Raw genomic sequence first — 16,065 nt, 5'->3', positions numbered from 1 at the left:
CTTTTTTAGAATAGCCGCTCTTTAAAATTTCGAAAACCCAACCTTCCAAAAAAGGCTTGTGCAAATGCGATCAGGGTTTCAAGTTCCCAAAATTTAAAGTGACCAGTCATCAAAAACATTATTGGAATGATGCGGAAGGAGAAGCAGATTATCTCGCCGTTACAGAAGACGATCTGATGTTTGATCCACCTGCAATGCCGTTTGGAAACTTCAAACTACAACCAACGACAGGTGGATATTTACCCTGTTCTTTCGCGCCAGTTGGAAAATGGCAAAAACCTTATGAAAAAGTGAAGGTAATGGGACACAGTTGCCTGACAGAGATGTCGGAATTGCAATGTGCGGTCGGTGGGAAAATAACGGTGATGAAACATGGGCAACAAAGTGAAGCGGGGAAAAGTAATGCTGCGAATGCAAAACCTAAAGAACAGGAAGTATATAATCCGGTAATCGATTATGAGGAGTTTCAGGAGGAGTTGAGTCCAGATAATTTTGAGGTAGAATAAATTTAAAAAGTATGAATGCAATAACCGGTAATAAATCACCAAAAGCCGAAGAAAAAACGTTTTACGAAATTGGGAATAATATTTTCACTCTTAATACAACTTCGATTTTTAAAGATGACTCCAAAGCAAAATATACGTGGACCTTATTTAAAAATCAAAACGGAAGTTGGGTAAAAGTTGCTAATAATGTAAAATATGGCAAAAATGCACCCTATACTTTTGGGGAGAAAGTTGTTGGTACGCAGTTCAAAATTGTGGTATTTGAAGAATCAAGCAATTTATTTAATCAGGTAGAAAATAAATTTTATGCGAGTTTAGTCGTAACACCACAAACAACAAAGGTACCTTCAATCGGGCGCGTTATTTTGCTCAATCGGGGTAAAGAAAATGTAAATAAAGCGGCATTTGATGAATCTTTATCTGCGCAGGCAAGAACTGCAAATCTGTTTGGGAAAGAAATTACCTTCTACCTTTGGGAGGAAGGAACTTCGGAAGCAAACAAATATAAAAAACCAAAGAAAAAGAAGGTAAATAAAAACGGTGTCGCAGAAGTCAAGTTTAATTTGCTGGAATACGCATCGCAAAAAACCTTGCTGGATTTTTTCACTTCAACTACTAAAACAACAAGGAAATTCTATGTAACTGCAGTTTACGAAAATAAAAAAGCGACTAGTAAAGGAGCAGTGGAAGTTGATAAAGATAATGAACAAGATGATAGCAACTTCATAAATAAAACTGCTGAAATTGTTGCGGAAGGAAAGCAAAAGATAGAGGATTCGATTGAAAATGTTCGCACCACGACAAGCGTTGGAATGATACCGCAGGGAAAAAACGAAGAAGAAAGCAAGGATTGCAAATGCTGTAGGATTGATGAAGAATTTTTCTTTGAAAATTATCAAATAAAGTTTCCTACAAAAAATAAAAAAGGTGAAATAGTACCATTAAGTGAAAATTTGAAAAGTAGTTTGAGAATAGTTTTCAAAGGGATAAAAGAATATTATTCGAAAGAAAAAAAAGATTGCGACGTCAGCAAAATTTCATATTTGTTGGCAACGGCGAAACATGAAACAGGTTCTACATTCAATCCTGTTGAAGAAGCAAATTGGCTAAGTTGGAAAATAAGAAAAAAATATTTTGAAGAAATGTACGATCCTATTTTAGGAAAAAATGAGAAACGTAGAAGTATGGCTCTTAAAAATGAAAATAATGTACAAGGTGATGGTGTGAAATATTTTGGTAGAGGATATGTACAAATTACATGGAAGAAAAATTACCGTAAAATGGGTGAGAAGTTTGGAGTAGATTTAGTTAATAATCCTGAGAAAGTATTAGATCCCGATCTTGCAATGAAAATTATGATTTACGGCAGTGAAGAGGGTAAATTTACAGGAGTTTCTTTAAATCATTATATAAACTCAAAAAAAACAGACTACTATAATGCCAGAAGAGTTATAAACGGAACAGATAAAGCATCAACGATAGAAGGCTACGCAACAAAAATAGAATCATGCTTAAAAATAAAAAAATGCACAGATTAAGTTTAATATTAATTTTATTTTCCGTTCTTCATTCCTGCAAAGGTGATGGTCAAATTAAAGATCATTTTATTGTAGAGAAAAAAACGGGCTATGAGATAAAAAAAATTGGATATTCGATACTACAAATTGATGATAAATTAATTATAAAAAATTCTGATTCATCAGTTATATACAATAGTGAAAGATTAATTAGAAATTTTTCGGCTTTAAGTACAACTTTTAAAAAAGGATTAAGTAATGATTTCTTATTGGTATATGAGAATAATGCTACATCAGAAAAAATACAAATTGCATATCATTACTTTATCGAAAATGACAAACTGTTTTTTATTAGCAAGGAGCAGGTGAAATACAACTTTAGAAATATATTTATTTCGAAAAACTATTATAAACCTATAAATGCAACTAATCTAACTTATGAAGATTTGGATGAAAAGACAGATTTTAAAAATGATAAAATCTCAGAATATTCTACAAATAATTTGAAGAATTATATTATGCTTGATAGTAAACCAGCATTTAACCTTGAATTTAAATACAATCCCCAAGATTTTTTTATAGATTACCCGATTGACATATTTAAAATAAGTAATATCAATTTTATTGATGTGAAAAATAGTAACGATATTGCCTTTTATTTACAACAAGCTAAGATCTGTGATGAATCAATTTTTATTTTAACCAAAATAATAGATAAATTTCCAGACCGAGCTGTCGCCTACCTCAATCTTGGAGATGCTTATTGGCTTATAAATAAAAAAAGCAACGCTAAAGAGAGTTACAAAAAATACATTTCTCTAATGAAAAGCCAAAAAAAAGATTTATCTAAAATTCCAAAAGTAGTTAATGACAGGATAGGCGAAAATTAAGAGGAAGCCGTCTCAAAATATATTTTGAGACGGCTTCCTTCTAGAAAAATATTTTCGTTGAAGTATCGATAAATAACTTTCCAAAAAGGAATGTGCAAATGCGACCAAGGCTTTAAATTCCCAAAATTTAAAGTCACGAGTCACAAAAAACATTATTGGAATGATTCCGAAGGAGAAGCAGATTATCTGGCCGTAACTGAAGATGACCTCACTCTCGATCCACCTTCAATGCCCTTTGGACAATGTAAATTGAAACCTTCATCTGGAGGATATTTGCCGTGCACTTACGCACCTGTAGGTAAATGGCAGAAACCTTACGAAAAAGTTAAAGTAATGGGACAAAGTTGTCTCACGGAAATATCTGAATTAATGTGTGCGGTGGGTGGAAAGATTACCATTATGAAACATGGACAGCAGAGTGAGGCGGGGAAACGTAATGTAAAGAAAGCTGACTCGAAAGAACAGCATGTTTATAATCCTATTGTGGATTTTGAGGAATTTGGTGAGGAAATTAATGGTAATGGTGTAGAGGCATGGTGATATTTAAAATTTAAATTATGTCAAAAAAAGGAGTTTCAGTTATATCAGGAAGCAAATCGCCTGTGATAGGAGTAAAGAATATTTACAATATTGTGAGTTGGTATCCAGCTACGTCAGTTTTAGAACAGGATCCTACAAAAGTCACGTGGGAACTTTTCAAAAAAAGAAGCAGCGGCAAATTCACAACTACTAATAACAAAAAATTAGGTCGCAGCGATTTTACTTTTGGGGAGTCAGCTGCTGGTCATACTTATAGATTAGAAGCATATCGATACCGTCCTGAAGGCGGCGGTTTAGTAATAACTCCCCAACCCGCCAAAATCCCTAAAATCAATAAAGTTGAATTATTTTATGTTGATGATACCAAGGGGACCACTTTCAGCTTTATGGAAAAATTGAGAGCCAGAGCCAATTGTACTAATATGTTGGGCAAAGAGTTGGTGTTTACTTTGTGGGAAGACGATGCAGCAGGAGGAGGACATAATGAAAAAAATATGCCGATTTCTACACAAAAATCACGCGTTAATGCAAACGGTTTGGCAGCTGTTGATTTTTCGTTGAGCACTGCGCTTATGTTAAAAGCTTCAAGAGGAGAACAGGATTCGAAACTGGAATTTTATGTGACTGTGGAATATTATAAAAATAAAAAACACGCCACCAATAATGTAAATGTAAATAATACTTATCCTCAAATCCCTGCTACAAATAAACCTGCAACAAAGACAAAAGCAAAAGGATCACCTGCAGAAAGTAAACCAGCAAGCAAGAAAGAGGAAAAAGGAATTATGGAAACCATTTCTGACAAAGCAGGTGAACTTTGGGATTATGCAGAAAGTGTAGGAACAGCCATAAAAGATAAATTGCCCACTTTTTCTTTGCCGGATGGTAAAAGTACAACTGTTGTTAAAAAAACTGAGGTAAAAAAACCTGCTTCAAAATGTGAATGTGAACAATATGATTTAATTTGGGGAAATAAGGTTAATTGTGATTTTAGAAAAAAGGTTGTTGAAATCTGCAAAGATTTGTGGGGAGAAGAGAATAAAATAAAAATGGCTAATAATCTAATGGCAGTTTTTCGATGGGAAAGTGGAGGTACCTTCAAACCTGATGCTCCAAATCAGGCAAATTCTGGAGGAACTGGATTAATACAATTTATGCCAAGTACGGCAAAAGGTTTACTTGGCAGAGATGTTACAACAGAAATGGTTAAGAATTATTATGGAAAGAAATATAATAAAAAAACTAAACAGAAAGAAGACTGGTATTTAAAAAGAGTAAAAGAATTTGCTGATATGACTGCTCTTGATCAATTGGATTATGTGAAAAAATATTTTGAGCCGTTACGGGGAAAAACAGTGGAATTTGTAGATTTCTATTTACAAGTTTTGTTTCCAGCATCCTCCCGTAAAGAAGAACATATTGTTTTTGCCTCATCTTTAGATAAATTGACTACCCGAACTAATGAGTCAGATAAACTTAGGAGATTAAGAGTCACAGCATATAATCAGAATAAAGGTTTGGATATAAATAATGATGGTAAAGTATGGAAATCAGAAGTTCAATTGAAAGTTCAAGTATATATTACAGAAGGACTTACAAATAAAACACAAGATTTTGAATGTGGAAAGCATATTGAAACAGCTTCTAAAATATCTGCATCAAAATGTCCAGAAGATTTTTCGCAATGTCTTGATTACGCTGATGTTGTAGCAAGTCCAAAAGTTAATGATCAAAGTGGACATAGAAATCACAATAGATATAATAAGGAAGCAAGAACACGAGCAAATGGAACGCAATATTTTCATACAGGAACAGATATATTAGCATCAGTTGGTACATCCGTTCATTCGATGATGTGTGGAGAGGTAGTTCATGTTAGGAAAGATCTACCTCAGAATAATTATACTTTAGGTTATGAAAGTGCAAGTAGCTATGGAAATACCGTTACCATAAAATCTAAAGATGAAAACGGAAACATTGTTTATGTTTTTTATGCACATTTATCTCTACCGAAAGTAATTGTGGGTCAGAAGGTAAAACACGGAGAAATAATAGCGTTGTCTGGTAGTACTGGAAATGCAATGCATGTAGATGAGAAATATAGACATGTTCATGTAGAAGCAGGAACATCATACACGTTATATGGAGGGGCAAGTGGAAAATTAAAATGCAAACTTACAGGTCGCTTAAACCCTGAGGATTATATGAAAACAAAATTTGATGATAAAGGAAATTAAAAATGAAAACAGAAACAATAAATCTATCACTTAAGTTATTGCTAATTTTTTTTATAATATCATGTAATGGGCAAGATAAAAAGCAATCACCACAAAAGCAAATTTCAACTACTTCAGAAAAAGGAATTGAAACACCCGATTTTTTTAATAAAGAATATTTTAATGGCTATCAATTAAGTCCTACTTCAGATTTTCCGATGTATTCTTATGTCGATAATACTATTGGTGAATTCACAATAAATTATGTGAACAAAAAAATCGAAAACCAAAAAGAATGGTTGGATTTTGATACCAAAAATAATGTAATTTCTGAGGATGAACCAGATGATAATTACTTTAAACAATTAAATAAATTAATAAAGAATAAACTTGAGCCAAAATTATCAGAATACCATATAATAGCAGTTTTTACTCCAAGTAATTTTATTAATAAAAATAAAGATTATAAATACCCTTACGAGAAATATTTTTATTTGTACAATACTAAAGAAAAATCTTGGAGATTGATAAATACAAAATCAATCAACGATGCAAATGAAAATATTACTTCTTTGGGTGAGTTAAATTCTCTATTGAAACTAAAGGAAACACAAGTTAAGTCAGACACAAAAAATGCTAAAAGATGGAACGGCAATTATGAAGTAAATATTGATTATGGAAAGTTGGATGAAAATTCTGAAATGGCAATCGATTTTAATTTAGAAATTAAAGATGGAAACTGTACTTTTTCTGGAATGGGCTATAAAACCGATTTTACAGATCAATGTAAAATGGTAGAAGAAGATAATACCTTAATTTTAAAATATGAGAAAAACATAGATGGAGACGGTTTTTCAGATCACTCGGACTTTAAAGATTTAGGTGAAATAATCTATAAGAACGGTGAGTATTATTTAAAGAGTCCAATTGTTGCAGATTCTAAATGGAATTACAATACCGAAATTAAGTTAACGAAAAGCAAATGATTTTTTATAAAATATTATGTCTTAACGAATCAGGACATAATATACCTAATAAATTTATTCTAAGAAAAAAAGCATTCAACGGAATGCTTTTTTACAAAATAGTTCATTGACATATCCGAAATAATAATTATAAAAGTGATGGGACACAGTTGCCTCACGGAAATATATGAATTAATGTGTGCGGTGGGTGGTAAAATTACCATTATGAAACATGAACAAAATAATCAATATAAGGAATCAGTTTATTTACTTCACAATATTTTAGAGAAATATCCGCTTTGCGTATTATCATGGATTAACTATGGCGATTCGTTATGGGGATTGAATGAAAAGTCTCAGGCTAAAATTGCTTATCAAAAATATATATATACAATGAAAAGTCAAAACAAAGATTTAACTAAAATTTCGCAACGAGTATTTGAAAGAAGTAAATAATCAATAGAGGTTGTTGCTTTGATTATCAATAATAAAAACATTTATAAAATATTTAGTAATAATTCTTTTTTCATTTAATTTTTGAAGTTGTAAAGAAAATCCTGCCAAAACCGTGAAATGCGATAATAAAAAGCCGCAGTCAAAATCTAATAACAGTAAATCTTTATCAATATGAGTTTAGTGCACTCGTAAGTTTAACTTTTAATACAGGGGTTAAATTTTTAAGTATAGGAGGCGCTAAAAAAGGTGACACAAAAATTAAACTAAAAATTAATAATAAAGATTACGAAGGTGGTGCAGACGAGATGGCAGATGTAACTAATGGTGGCACCGTAGGGTTAATTAAAAGAAGAAAAGCAGAAATAAATATGTTTAAAACAAATACTTATGATTCCACACATTAAAATGAGCAAATTACTATTGATTTTAGTTATATATATAAATATATCATGTAAGGAAAATACTTCAAATAATAATAAAGATTTTAAATCTACTAGCATTGATAGCGTAAATACCAAAAAAGCAGACATTAATTTTGTAAATGAAGCTATTGGTTCAAATTACACTAAAAATACGAAAGATAAATGGATTTTCGAAAATGTAGAATCAATTTGGGAATCAACAAAATGTAAAAATATAGATCAATATACAAGTGTCGATTTTTATTTTTCAAATGATTCTGTATTTATTAATAATGTTTATACAGATGACATTTTTAATGGAGAAATTGAATCTGATATTTTATATAAAAAACATGGATTAACAAAAGAATTTATTTTGAAAAAATTTAATTTGGATACCCCTAAAAAAATTGAATATATTAGAAATAAAAAAGCATTTGATAAAAGTTCAAAACTTGATTTATATTTTCAAGATGCTTTTTTTATTGATAAATATCTTCTTTTTGAAAAAGATGGATGTGTTTACAAATTTAAAAATAAACTTTTCGAAAAAAAATATAATCACCCAACCTTAAATTTTCCAATCTCAAGCAAAGAAATTCAAAAAATAGAGCCTTCTAAATTACAAAATAAGATTTTTAGTGATTATAATTGTGGGACGGAATCTCGTGGTTACTACCTAAAACGAATAAATGAATTTGATATTTTCATTTTGATTAATGATTGCGGTGATTTTCCCTATAAGGACTTAATTTCAGTAAAAGGAAATCAGATTATTTCAAAATTATTATTAGAATCAGATTCTTGGGATACTGAAAAAGATGAAAAAAACATAAGAGATGAAACCATACTTACATTTAAAATTAGTAATCCTTTAAATATTAATATTTCTCAAACTCACCTAATTAATAGCAAAATTGATAGAGTTAAAGAGTACAAATATGTAATAAATATTAATGGTGAATTTGTGGAGAAATAAATATTATAAAACATTACTTCTAAAAATACGACAAATCTGCACAATCTTTTAAAGCGAGAGTAAATGTAAATGGCATTACGGAAGTAAAAATCTCCCTGCTTTCAAATGCCTGTCTCCTAAAAATGCTAGCAAATAAATTCATGATGAGAGAGATCAAAAGTGAAGTCTCCATCATGAATATTATGTAACGGCCAGTTATGCATGCAAAATACAGAAAGACAGCCAGGTAAGTGTAATGTTGCTAATTCTGAAAATCAGCGGAAGCACAAAAACTAATCTGCAAAGTTCTCTGTTACTAATGAAAAGTCAAAACAAATGTAGGTAGTTCAGGTTTTTATATTTATAGAAATGGTGATATAAAATATATAAAATCTCAAGATTCAATAGCATATTATGTACAGAAAGAAGATGACTCAAATAATTTCGTTAAATTTTTTACACTTACTAAAAATTCCTACGGATTTGTAAAATTTCCTGATTCTGGCAGCGGTTTTAATAGATATGGAGGAGTTGATACAGGTGGTGAATCAACAATTGAATATGTTGGTAAAGGTGATCATTACCTTAAACCAGAAACTGCAGCAGCATTAGTTGGAATAGTTTCACACATAAAGGACAAAAATTGGGAAATTCATTTCGGAGATATGTCCTCAGAAAACGGAAGTGACCCTACAAGTACACCGTCGAAAGCATCAAGTCATCATGCTGGTCATGGTCATAAGGGAAAACAATCAGGCTTAAATGCTGATTTTAGATATCTAAATAAGAATGGCAAAAGTTTTCAAGGTGTAAGTAGTTCAGATGTTTTTGATGATGCCAAAAATAAAGAGTTTTTTACAATTGCTTTAAAATATGGATTTAATAAAAATTATGCAACTGGTAAAACCTATTCAGGTGTAAATTCAAAAGTTGGTGGTCATTATGATCATGGACATATTGGTGCTTTATCCATACCATTTGAAACTGTAGAAAAAATAGATGCAAAAATCGTTCAATAGAAATTTTAATATTATGTATATAAAAATATTTTTAGTCTTGTCAATTTTATCATGTAATAATAAAAGTTCTGAAAATTCTCCTAAAAGTAAGATAAATTTAAAGGATTCTATTAAGGCTCAAGTTAAAATAAAAGATGATGCACGTATAGTATTAAATAATAATGGATTTGTCATATTGAAAAATACATTTAATCATAAAAATTTATTAACAATATATAATATAGACGGTTCCAAGTGGAAATCTTTTAAATTCAATGATAATTTTAGTGATGAAGAAATAAGTCCTTATGCTATAAAACCTGAAAATATTTTACTTGTCTTTAAATATTTAGGTAAAGATAATGGATTTTATAAAATCATAGTCAATGAAGATAAAAATATTACAAAATATATAAAAGAATCTGATCCAGATTTTAAATACCAAACTATCAATGAACATATTTTAACCGTATTTTCCGTGGATTTTAATGAAAAGGAAAACCCATTATTATCTCAACCTAATGAAAAGTCTCAGCAAAATCCAAAAAATAAAAATAGTTTCTATTATCCTATTAAAATTAGTGGTGATTTTTTAATGGTAGAAGATGACAATAAAAAAGATTTTTGGATAAGATGGTGCGATGAAAAAGGTAACTTAATTTTAACTTTATTTTATGATGCATAAACAATTGAAAATGAAAAATCAAATAATCCTATTTTCTTTTTTAGCTTTACTAAGTTGCAAAACCACTGAGAATAAAGCAACAACTTTAAATGATCCTTCCAGTTTAGAAAATTTGCAATTTATAAACCCAAAATTTCAAGGGCAATACTCCGTAAAGCAAGAAATTGAAGAGACTACAACAGGTACCTCATTTATTACATATTCTTTTAGTATCGAAAAAGATAATGTGCTCTTGAAGACTAACACTTATCACGAACCTATCATTTGTAATGGACATTATAAAGCGGTTGAGCACAATAATATTTTAGAATTATATTACCTTGGAAATGAAGGAAATTGCAAATCTGGAACACCAAATTTTCAAATTAAAAAAGATGAAAATAAATATTTTATTAAGGGTGTTGGAGGAGAAGGTACAATTAATCAATGGGTAGTTCTTCAAAAGAAATAACTTCCTATTACATCCAAAAACTTCATAAGACTCTCCAAAGTTTCTAGCGACGACGACACGTCAAGCGAAAACGGATACTGATCCAAAAGGTGAAATCAGTGATGCTTACATTGTGAAAAACAAAGATCAGCGCTAGTTATATATATTCTGTTGCTAATAATGGTAGACTGATAATTCATTTTAATGCTGCAGAAAAACATCTTATTAAAAATTTTTTTAAAGAGAGTTTCTGAACTAAAAAATAGTTTAAAAAGTGCACTTTCCAGACATCCTGAAAGACCTGAAACGTGGGATATTTTTGTGACCACTAAAAATTTTTTTCTGAAAATCGATCATCAAACCAATACTATACTGAATGAAAAAATACACTTATTTATTAACATTAATTATTTTATTATTCAGTTGCGACAAGGGTAATTCTATTGTTCTAACGCAAAAACCTGTTCATAAAAGTAGCAATGTTGGTAAAACTGGTGGTGATTCAAGGGAAGATATAAACATTAGCGGAGAATGGTTTTATGAAGTTAATTCTGCTGATAACGAATTAATGAACAGAACTTTTCAAATAAATATTGTTGTGAAAGATGGTATTTGAGTGGTCAGTATTGTGCAATTGCCAGAAATGGAAATAAAATTGACTGCTCAAATGATGAGATCAATAATTTAACGGGTGAAATTGCAGGAAATAAGTATAAAGTAAACTTTTCTAGTTTTTTTGGAGGTAAAAATGGCGAAGCAGAAATCACAATTTTAAATGAGAATTCCATCAACTGGAAAATAGTCAAAAACGTAGAAGGTGGTGAATGTTATGCGCCTATTAAATGTAATCTCATAAAAAAGAAAAAGACTAGTGAACTTGACGGTTCCTATGTTTTAAAATCCTGCGAAAATGGACGGTTCAGCATAAAACTTATCAAAGTAAAACAAGATTATGATTACTTAATTTACGACAAAAATAAAATTATTTCAAAAGGATTATTAGCTATTTATAATTCTGAAATGCCGAAGCAAATTGACATTGGGAGAATTGGAGATATTTTTTATGGAGACAGTATTGTTATTCAGAATAGCGGTAATTCTATGAATCAGTTCACTAATTTTACGCAATGTGATGAGAAGTATTTTTCATTTATAAGAAGTAAAAGCAATGACTAAAAAATTATATTTCGGCTTTTTCCTAATTCTATTTTCAGTTTGCACAACTTCTTGCAAAAAACAATTATCGCCGAAGGAGACAGATAATTTCTCTAAGCAAGATTCTGTAGCTATTGTGAGGTTGGATAAAAAGGACTCTAAAAATACCATATCTTCTGCTGTAGATATCTCTATTTATGATAAAACGACAGATCCAAAAACTGCAAGTTATGAATTACTTGACACATCTTCAATAAAAAACTTAAAAGAATATAGCTGTGCCGAAGAAAAAACAAGGTACATTTCCTTACCTAATAAAGATGATATTCGTTTAGTTTTAGTTCCGCAAGATTGTGGAGATTTTGACTATCGGTACTACTTATTAACCATTAAAAATAATGCAGTAGTTTCTGATTTGTATGTTGAAGGCACTTGGCAAGAACCGGAAGATGACAGTTCTAAAGAAAATACGTCTTTTAAAATTGATAAAGATTTCAAAATTTTTGTCAAAACAGAAATTTCAAATTCAACCAAATCTATCTCTTATAAAATCGATGAAGATGGAAAAATAGTTGAACTTTAATATTACAAAACAATAATTAAAAATTTTCGGTTTCTGTTTTTAATAAGTTCATTTTTAACGAAAGAAGAAGACAATGAATTTGCATTAATTCTTCCTATAAGATCGCTACTGATACTTGATTAGGCAACTAGCTTCTTGTAAATTCAAATAATAATAAATAATGTTTCGCAAAATATTGATAGTGCAAATCTGGTATTCTTATCAATAATGCATAAGATTAACCGGTATTCAATGTTTTAAGAGCCCAAAATTTGAATGTGCAAATTTCCTAAAAAAAATGATCAGCTCGTCTATTCATGATTTAAGAATGATAAGATGTCGGTCAGCTTCGATGAACAACATATTATTTCTCTAATATTTTTAGAGCAAAATAAATGCGAAATCCTCTTTTAGACAAAAAAAAGACTGAGAATTAAATCTCAGTCTTCATTTTTATAAACTTTGTTGTGGCGTGATCAGTGGTGCAAAATAATTGCTTAACCAATAATAGGTTTCACCATTCTGATCGATCTTTATTTTAGGATTGCTTTTGTTTTCCAGTAAGCGATCTGCTAAAAGACGAAACTGTTTGAAGTAAGCTTTTACAGCTTCTTCAGGCATCACTTTAGACTGTTTCCAGCCCGCAAGCATGTACTTCGAAAGGATTTCATCTGCTGATGTGTCAAAACCAGTGCTTAAACCTACAGAGTAAGCCATTGATTTGGTCTTCAAATCACTTGATCTCAATTTTTCTGTCGATAAATTATACTTTTTCAATATTTTGATGTAGGCATTTACAGCGCTGCTCTGTGAAAAGGTCTTGCTGAAAGAAAAGGTCTCTTTATAAATTTCTTCATACAAGTTTCTAAGGCGATTATATTCCGGCTCAGAAATTAAAATACCTTTCTGAACAACCGGAAATGAATTTTTGAAATCATCCGTGTAAGTTCCTTTCGTTAAAAAAGGATTGTCGTACTTCACAAATTGTGATGAAGTTTCCGTTGGCAAAGGTGCCGGAACATCAGAGTACTCGGAGCGGAAATCAGGCTTTATTTCAGTTCTTGTATTCGCGAGCGAAGATTGAAAATATTTTGTTAAAGATTTTTCTAAAAATTTATTTTGTGCAGTTGCCTGAGACAAGAGACTGTCTAAACTTTTTGAAAGTAATGCGCTCGAGTTAAAATCACCTTTTTTCGGGTAAATTACAAAACCTTGCCACATACTTTTCTTCGGATAATCGAGAGAGAAAAGTCCTTCTTCCTGCTGCAGAAGGCTATAGTCATTTTTATTCAGAACCATCGCCTGATCTGCAATTCTTTCCTTTTCAAGTTCTGCAATATTTTTCCCGGAGTTTGTAATTATATTTTCAGATAGAAGGACGAAATTATTCGATGATTCTGAATTTCCGGAAAAAGTCTGATAGGAAATAATTCGTGCTCTGGCTGCAGATAAATTGGAAATTGCATTCCCCATATTACTTTGGCTGGAATTTGCACCAATAAGAACCACGACATTTGTTTCGTTTTTATGATCTGCTAAAACCTGTCCTGCCATTTCCATTCCTTTTTGCATCGGTTGTCCACCATATCCGCTGCAACGCATTAATATAATTTGTCTGTCGATATATTGGGAAACTTTCTCGGGATCTGCGGTTAATTCTGACGCAGCGACATCTTCCCCACAAGAATTGTTTTTATATAAAACAACGCCAAAATTAACCTGTCGGAAATATTTTATATTTTTTAATTTTAAAGACAGATCCTGCAAAGTTGATTTTGCAACTGCTATATTTTGATCATTTTCATTGCTCGCATCTACGGTAAGAACGATATTCAGATTTTTATTTTTCGATATGATCTCTTTATATTGAGGATGATAAAGAGGTTGACCTAAAATATTGTAAATAAAATTTTTGCTGTAATCTAAAGCATTGGTGTAGAATTTCCCCTTCGTGGCCATTGCTGCATTTAATGGATTTGTACTGATGATATTTTGTAGAGGATCTCTGTTGATCGCATCTGATACCGGGAAAGTTGTACTTGCGGCACCACCGAAGCTTTCTTTTGTTACCGATAAATCATTTTCCCCTGCAAATTTGTAATCAGGTGAAACTCTAAGTGCAGATTTATCACCCCAAAGCGTTACAATATTAGAGCTTACCCACCCATACAGATTTTTCGAAATGCTGTCAATTTTCACAGATGGAGATTTACCGATTAAATATCGTTTGCTGTCTTCTGCTTTTTTATAGATATAAACCAACTGACCAATCGGAAGTTTTACTTTCGCCTGATTTGTTAGATCCGGCGAAGTGAATACAAGTACAGAATCATTTTTCAAATACTTATCTCCATTTTTTAAAACGTCAGATCTATTTGGAGTTAGGGTTGCTTTGATGTTAAAACCATTTGCATCATTTTTTACTGAATTGGTCCAGAGTAATAACTGATCTTCCGGAATCCAGCCGTAAGTTTTTACTGATTTTGAAGGAAGCTTTTGCAAAAGAGCATCAGGATTATAGGCTGCAACTTTTACCAAACCTCTCGCATCTTTATGTTTTACAACCAAAAGTGGTTCTAAAAATTTAATTTCTTTCGGTGATTTTTCATCACCTTTTTTCATAAAAACAACATTGCTGTTTCTATCGGATATTACGACCCATGGCTCTTTTTTTAGAGGATAACCATTTGTAATTTTAATTTGGTCGATCATTCCGTACACCGTAGGTTTTGGCGTGGTATTCGACGGAATTCTCACGTTACAGCCCATGATCAGGAATGATATTGCAAGAAGAAAGGCTGTCTTTAGTAATGTATGTTTCATAATTGTAGTCTTTTTTATTCTTTGCTTTGTTTTACTTCAACTTTCGTTATACAGTTTTGCCCCGGATCGATCGTGGTTGTAACTTCCTGAATAAGATTGTTTTTATCGAACTGAAGTCCTGTGCAGTAGTAATAGAAAGAAATATTTTTTCCGTTCGCAGATACCGAGACATTGTCTTTGTTACACAAATAAGTTCTTAGCAAATAATAGTAATGCATATTAAAATTGCTTCCGTTTGCAATTTGCTGCAGATGGTATCTGAAATCATCATTTATTTTACTGATCACTTCCGTTTGGGTTGCCTCAATGGGTTTAATCTCCTGAATTTCGTTCACGGGATAAGAAGGTAAGATTTTTATTTGATGAATGATAGGATCGGTGTCTGTATCTGTGAAAAGCGTCACCACATAAGTTCCGGGATTCTTAAATGAATAAGTCACCATTTTATCTTTCGCATCAATGTTACCTGATTCGCCGAATTTCCAGGAATATATTTTTGCATTGCTGGATACCGCGCGAAAGAGGACATTCTCTAGCTGCATTGCCTGTGAAGGAGCATCAATAACCGTTGCACCCGCAACTTCGCCTGAGACTACTGCTATAGGTGCAGAAGATACAAGCACCGGAAAAGATTTAGTATACTCGTTATCTACAATAAGAGAAATTTGATAATAACCTGGTTTTTTAAATATATGAGAACCTTTTTGGTCTTTCGTTTCGAAGCCATCTCCAAAGACCCATTTACGGTTCGTAGAGAAAGCGGTTTTATCTTCAAAATTTACATTTTCACCTGCGTTAACCGAGATGGGATAAACCGTTGCGACCATATCATCCGAAGTATGCCCTTTTTTCTGTAGCAGATAAATTAATAATCCTACAATAAGCACTAAGGCGCCTGAAATAACCAGAATATTCCTTCTGTTTTTTTGTATATAATTCATGTTAGTTAGTTTTACTTTTCAT

Annotated in this window: 17 protein-coding genes; 15 read left to right on the top strand and 2 right to left on the bottom strand. The window is 31.4% G+C overall.

The window, feature by feature from the left end:
- The first annotated feature begins 56 nt into the window (after nucleotides 1-56).
- From IV494_RS14520 to IV494_RS14455, 15 genes are all read left to right on the top strand, one after another.
- A complete protein-coding gene (locus IV494_RS14520; RefSeq protein WP_230380258.1) occupies nucleotides 57-506 on the top strand; it encodes a DUF4280 domain-containing protein in 450 nt (149 codons plus the stop codon).
- A 254-nt stretch (nucleotides 507-760) separates the two neighbouring features.
- Nucleotides 761-2,044 carry a glycoside hydrolase family 19 protein gene (locus IV494_RS14920; RefSeq protein WP_196080835.1) on the top strand — a complete coding sequence of 428 codons (1,284 nt, stop codon included), beginning with the start codon at nucleotides 761-763 and terminating at the stop codon, nucleotides 2,042-2,044.
- Nucleotides 2,014-2,913, top strand: coding sequence for a tetratricopeptide repeat protein (locus IV494_RS14510; protein ID WP_196080834.1), 900 nt, complete (start codon nucleotides 2,014-2,016; stop codon nucleotides 2,911-2,913). The genes IV494_RS14920 and IV494_RS14510 overlap by 31 nt, the downstream gene beginning before the upstream one ends.
- Before the next feature lie 90 nt (nucleotides 2,914-3,003).
- Nucleotides 3,004-3,453 carry a DUF4280 domain-containing protein gene (locus IV494_RS14505; protein ID WP_196080833.1) on the top strand — a complete coding sequence of 150 codons (450 nt, stop codon included), beginning with the start codon at nucleotides 3,004-3,006 and terminating at the stop codon, nucleotides 3,451-3,453.
- A 17-nt stretch (nucleotides 3,454-3,470) separates the two neighbouring features.
- Nucleotides 3,471-5,690 (top strand): peptidoglycan DD-metalloendopeptidase family protein, encoded by a 2,220-nt coding sequence (locus tag IV494_RS14800; RefSeq protein WP_230380257.1) that lies wholly within the window; start codon nucleotides 3,471-3,473, stop codon nucleotides 5,688-5,690.
- A 2-nt stretch (nucleotides 5,691-5,692) separates the two neighbouring features.
- Nucleotides 5,693-6,655, top strand: coding sequence for a DUF5991 domain-containing protein (locus tag IV494_RS14495; RefSeq protein ID WP_196080832.1), 963 nt, complete (start codon nucleotides 5,693-5,695; stop codon nucleotides 6,653-6,655).
- A gap of 204 nt (nucleotides 6,656-6,859) precedes the next feature.
- A complete protein-coding gene (locus IV494_RS14490; protein WP_196080831.1) occupies nucleotides 6,860-7,090 on the top strand; it encodes a hypothetical protein in 231 nt (76 codons plus the stop codon).
- 122 nt (nucleotides 7,091-7,212) lie between these two features.
- Nucleotides 7,213-7,494 carry a glycoside hydrolase family protein gene (locus IV494_RS14955; RefSeq protein WP_394368412.1) on the top strand — a complete coding sequence of 94 codons (282 nt, stop codon included), beginning with the start codon at nucleotides 7,213-7,215 and terminating at the stop codon, nucleotides 7,492-7,494.
- Nucleotides 7,478-8,470, top strand: coding sequence for a hypothetical protein (locus tag IV494_RS14485; RefSeq protein WP_196080830.1), 993 nt, complete (start codon nucleotides 7,478-7,480; stop codon nucleotides 8,468-8,470). The genes IV494_RS14955 and IV494_RS14485 overlap by 17 nt, the downstream gene beginning before the upstream one ends.
- Before the next feature lie 644 nt (nucleotides 8,471-9,114).
- Nucleotides 9,115-9,468 carry a hypothetical protein gene (locus tag IV494_RS14480; RefSeq protein ID WP_196080829.1) on the top strand — a complete coding sequence of 118 codons (354 nt, stop codon included), beginning with the start codon at nucleotides 9,115-9,117 and terminating at the stop codon, nucleotides 9,466-9,468.
- 13 nt (nucleotides 9,469-9,481) lie between these two features.
- Complete coding sequence (locus IV494_RS14475; RefSeq protein WP_196080828.1) at nucleotides 9,482-10,132, top strand: hypothetical protein; 651 nt, start codon at nucleotides 9,482-9,484, stop codon at nucleotides 10,130-10,132.
- Between the two features lie 10 nt (nucleotides 10,133-10,142).
- Nucleotides 10,143-10,583 carry a hypothetical protein gene (locus IV494_RS14470; protein ID WP_196080827.1) on the top strand — a complete coding sequence of 147 codons (441 nt, stop codon included), beginning with the start codon at nucleotides 10,143-10,145 and terminating at the stop codon, nucleotides 10,581-10,583.
- Nucleotides 10,584-10,938: 355 nt separating this feature from the next.
- Nucleotides 10,939-11,178 (top strand): hypothetical protein, encoded by a 240-nt coding sequence (locus tag IV494_RS14465; RefSeq protein WP_196080826.1) that lies wholly within the window; start codon nucleotides 10,939-10,941, stop codon nucleotides 11,176-11,178.
- Nucleotides 11,175-11,738 (top strand): hypothetical protein, encoded by a 564-nt coding sequence (locus IV494_RS14460; protein WP_196080825.1) that lies wholly within the window; start codon nucleotides 11,175-11,177, stop codon nucleotides 11,736-11,738. Before IV494_RS14465 ends, IV494_RS14460 begins: the two co-directional genes overlap by 4 nt.
- Nucleotides 11,731-12,300 (top strand): hypothetical protein, encoded by a 570-nt coding sequence (locus tag IV494_RS14455; RefSeq protein WP_196080824.1) that lies wholly within the window; start codon nucleotides 11,731-11,733, stop codon nucleotides 12,298-12,300. The genes IV494_RS14460 and IV494_RS14455 overlap by 8 nt, the downstream gene beginning before the upstream one ends.
- A 432-nt stretch (nucleotides 12,301-12,732) precedes the next feature.
- On the opposite strand, the gene tssR is transcribed toward IV494_RS14455, so the two are convergent.
- Complete coding sequence (gene tssR, locus IV494_RS14450; RefSeq protein WP_196080823.1) at nucleotides 12,733-15,102, bottom strand: type VI secretion system protein TssR domain-containing protein; 2,370 nt, start codon at nucleotides 15,100-15,102, stop codon at nucleotides 12,733-12,735.
- Nucleotides 15,103-15,116: 14 nt separating this feature from the next.
- The gene (locus IV494_RS14445; protein WP_196080822.1) at nucleotides 15,117-16,043 is read right to left on the bottom strand and encodes a PKD domain-containing protein; all 927 of its coding nucleotides are present in this window, start codon (nucleotides 16,041-16,043) and stop codon (nucleotides 15,117-15,119) included.
- Nucleotides 16,044-16,065 lie beyond the last annotated feature (22 nt).

Source organism: Kaistella gelatinilytica, from assembly GCF_015679325.1.
GTDB classification, from domain to species: Bacteria; Bacteroidota; Bacteroidia; order Flavobacteriales; family Weeksellaceae; genus Kaistella; species Kaistella gelatinilytica.
Note: the sequence above shows the minus strand (reverse complement) of the source record. Positions and strands in the feature narration are given on the sequence as shown.

Coding starts and splice junctions, on each gene's coding strand:
- IV494_RS14510 (WP_196080834.1), top strand. CDS start 2,014: ATGCTTAAAAATAAAAAAATGCACAGATTAAGTTTAATATTAATTTTA.
- IV494_RS14505 (WP_196080833.1), top strand. CDS start 3,004: ATGTGCAAATGCGACCAAGGCTTTAAATTCCCAAAATTTAAAGTCACG.
- IV494_RS14800 (WP_230380257.1), top strand. CDS start 3,471: ATGTCAAAAAAAGGAGTTTCAGTTATATCAGGAAGCAAATCGCCTGTG.
- IV494_RS14495 (WP_196080832.1), top strand. CDS start 5,693: ATGAAAACAGAAACAATAAATCTATCACTTAAGTTATTGCTAATTTTT.
- IV494_RS14490 (WP_196080831.1), top strand. CDS start 6,860: ATGAAACATGAACAAAATAATCAATATAAGGAATCAGTTTATTTACTT.
- IV494_RS14485 (WP_196080830.1), top strand. CDS start 7,478: ATGATTCCACACATTAAAATGAGCAAATTACTATTGATTTTAGTTATA.
- IV494_RS14480 (WP_196080829.1), top strand. CDS start 9,115: ATGTCCTCAGAAAACGGAAGTGACCCTACAAGTACACCGTCGAAAGCA.
- IV494_RS14475 (WP_196080828.1), top strand. CDS start 9,482: ATGTATATAAAAATATTTTTAGTCTTGTCAATTTTATCATGTAATAAT.
- IV494_RS14470 (WP_196080827.1), top strand. CDS start 10,143: ATGAAAAATCAAATAATCCTATTTTCTTTTTTAGCTTTACTAAGTTGC.
- IV494_RS14465 (WP_196080826.1), top strand. CDS start 10,939: ATGAAAAAATACACTTATTTATTAACATTAATTATTTTATTATTCAGT.
- IV494_RS14455 (WP_196080824.1), top strand. CDS start 11,731: ATGACTAAAAAATTATATTTCGGCTTTTTCCTAATTCTATTTTCAGTT.
- tssR (WP_196080823.1), bottom strand. CDS start 15,102: ATGAAACATACATTACTAAAGACAGCCTTTCTTCTTGCAATATCATTC.
- IV494_RS14445 (WP_196080822.1), bottom strand. CDS start 16,043: ATGAATTATATACAAAAAAACAGAAGGAATATTCTGGTTATTTCAGGC.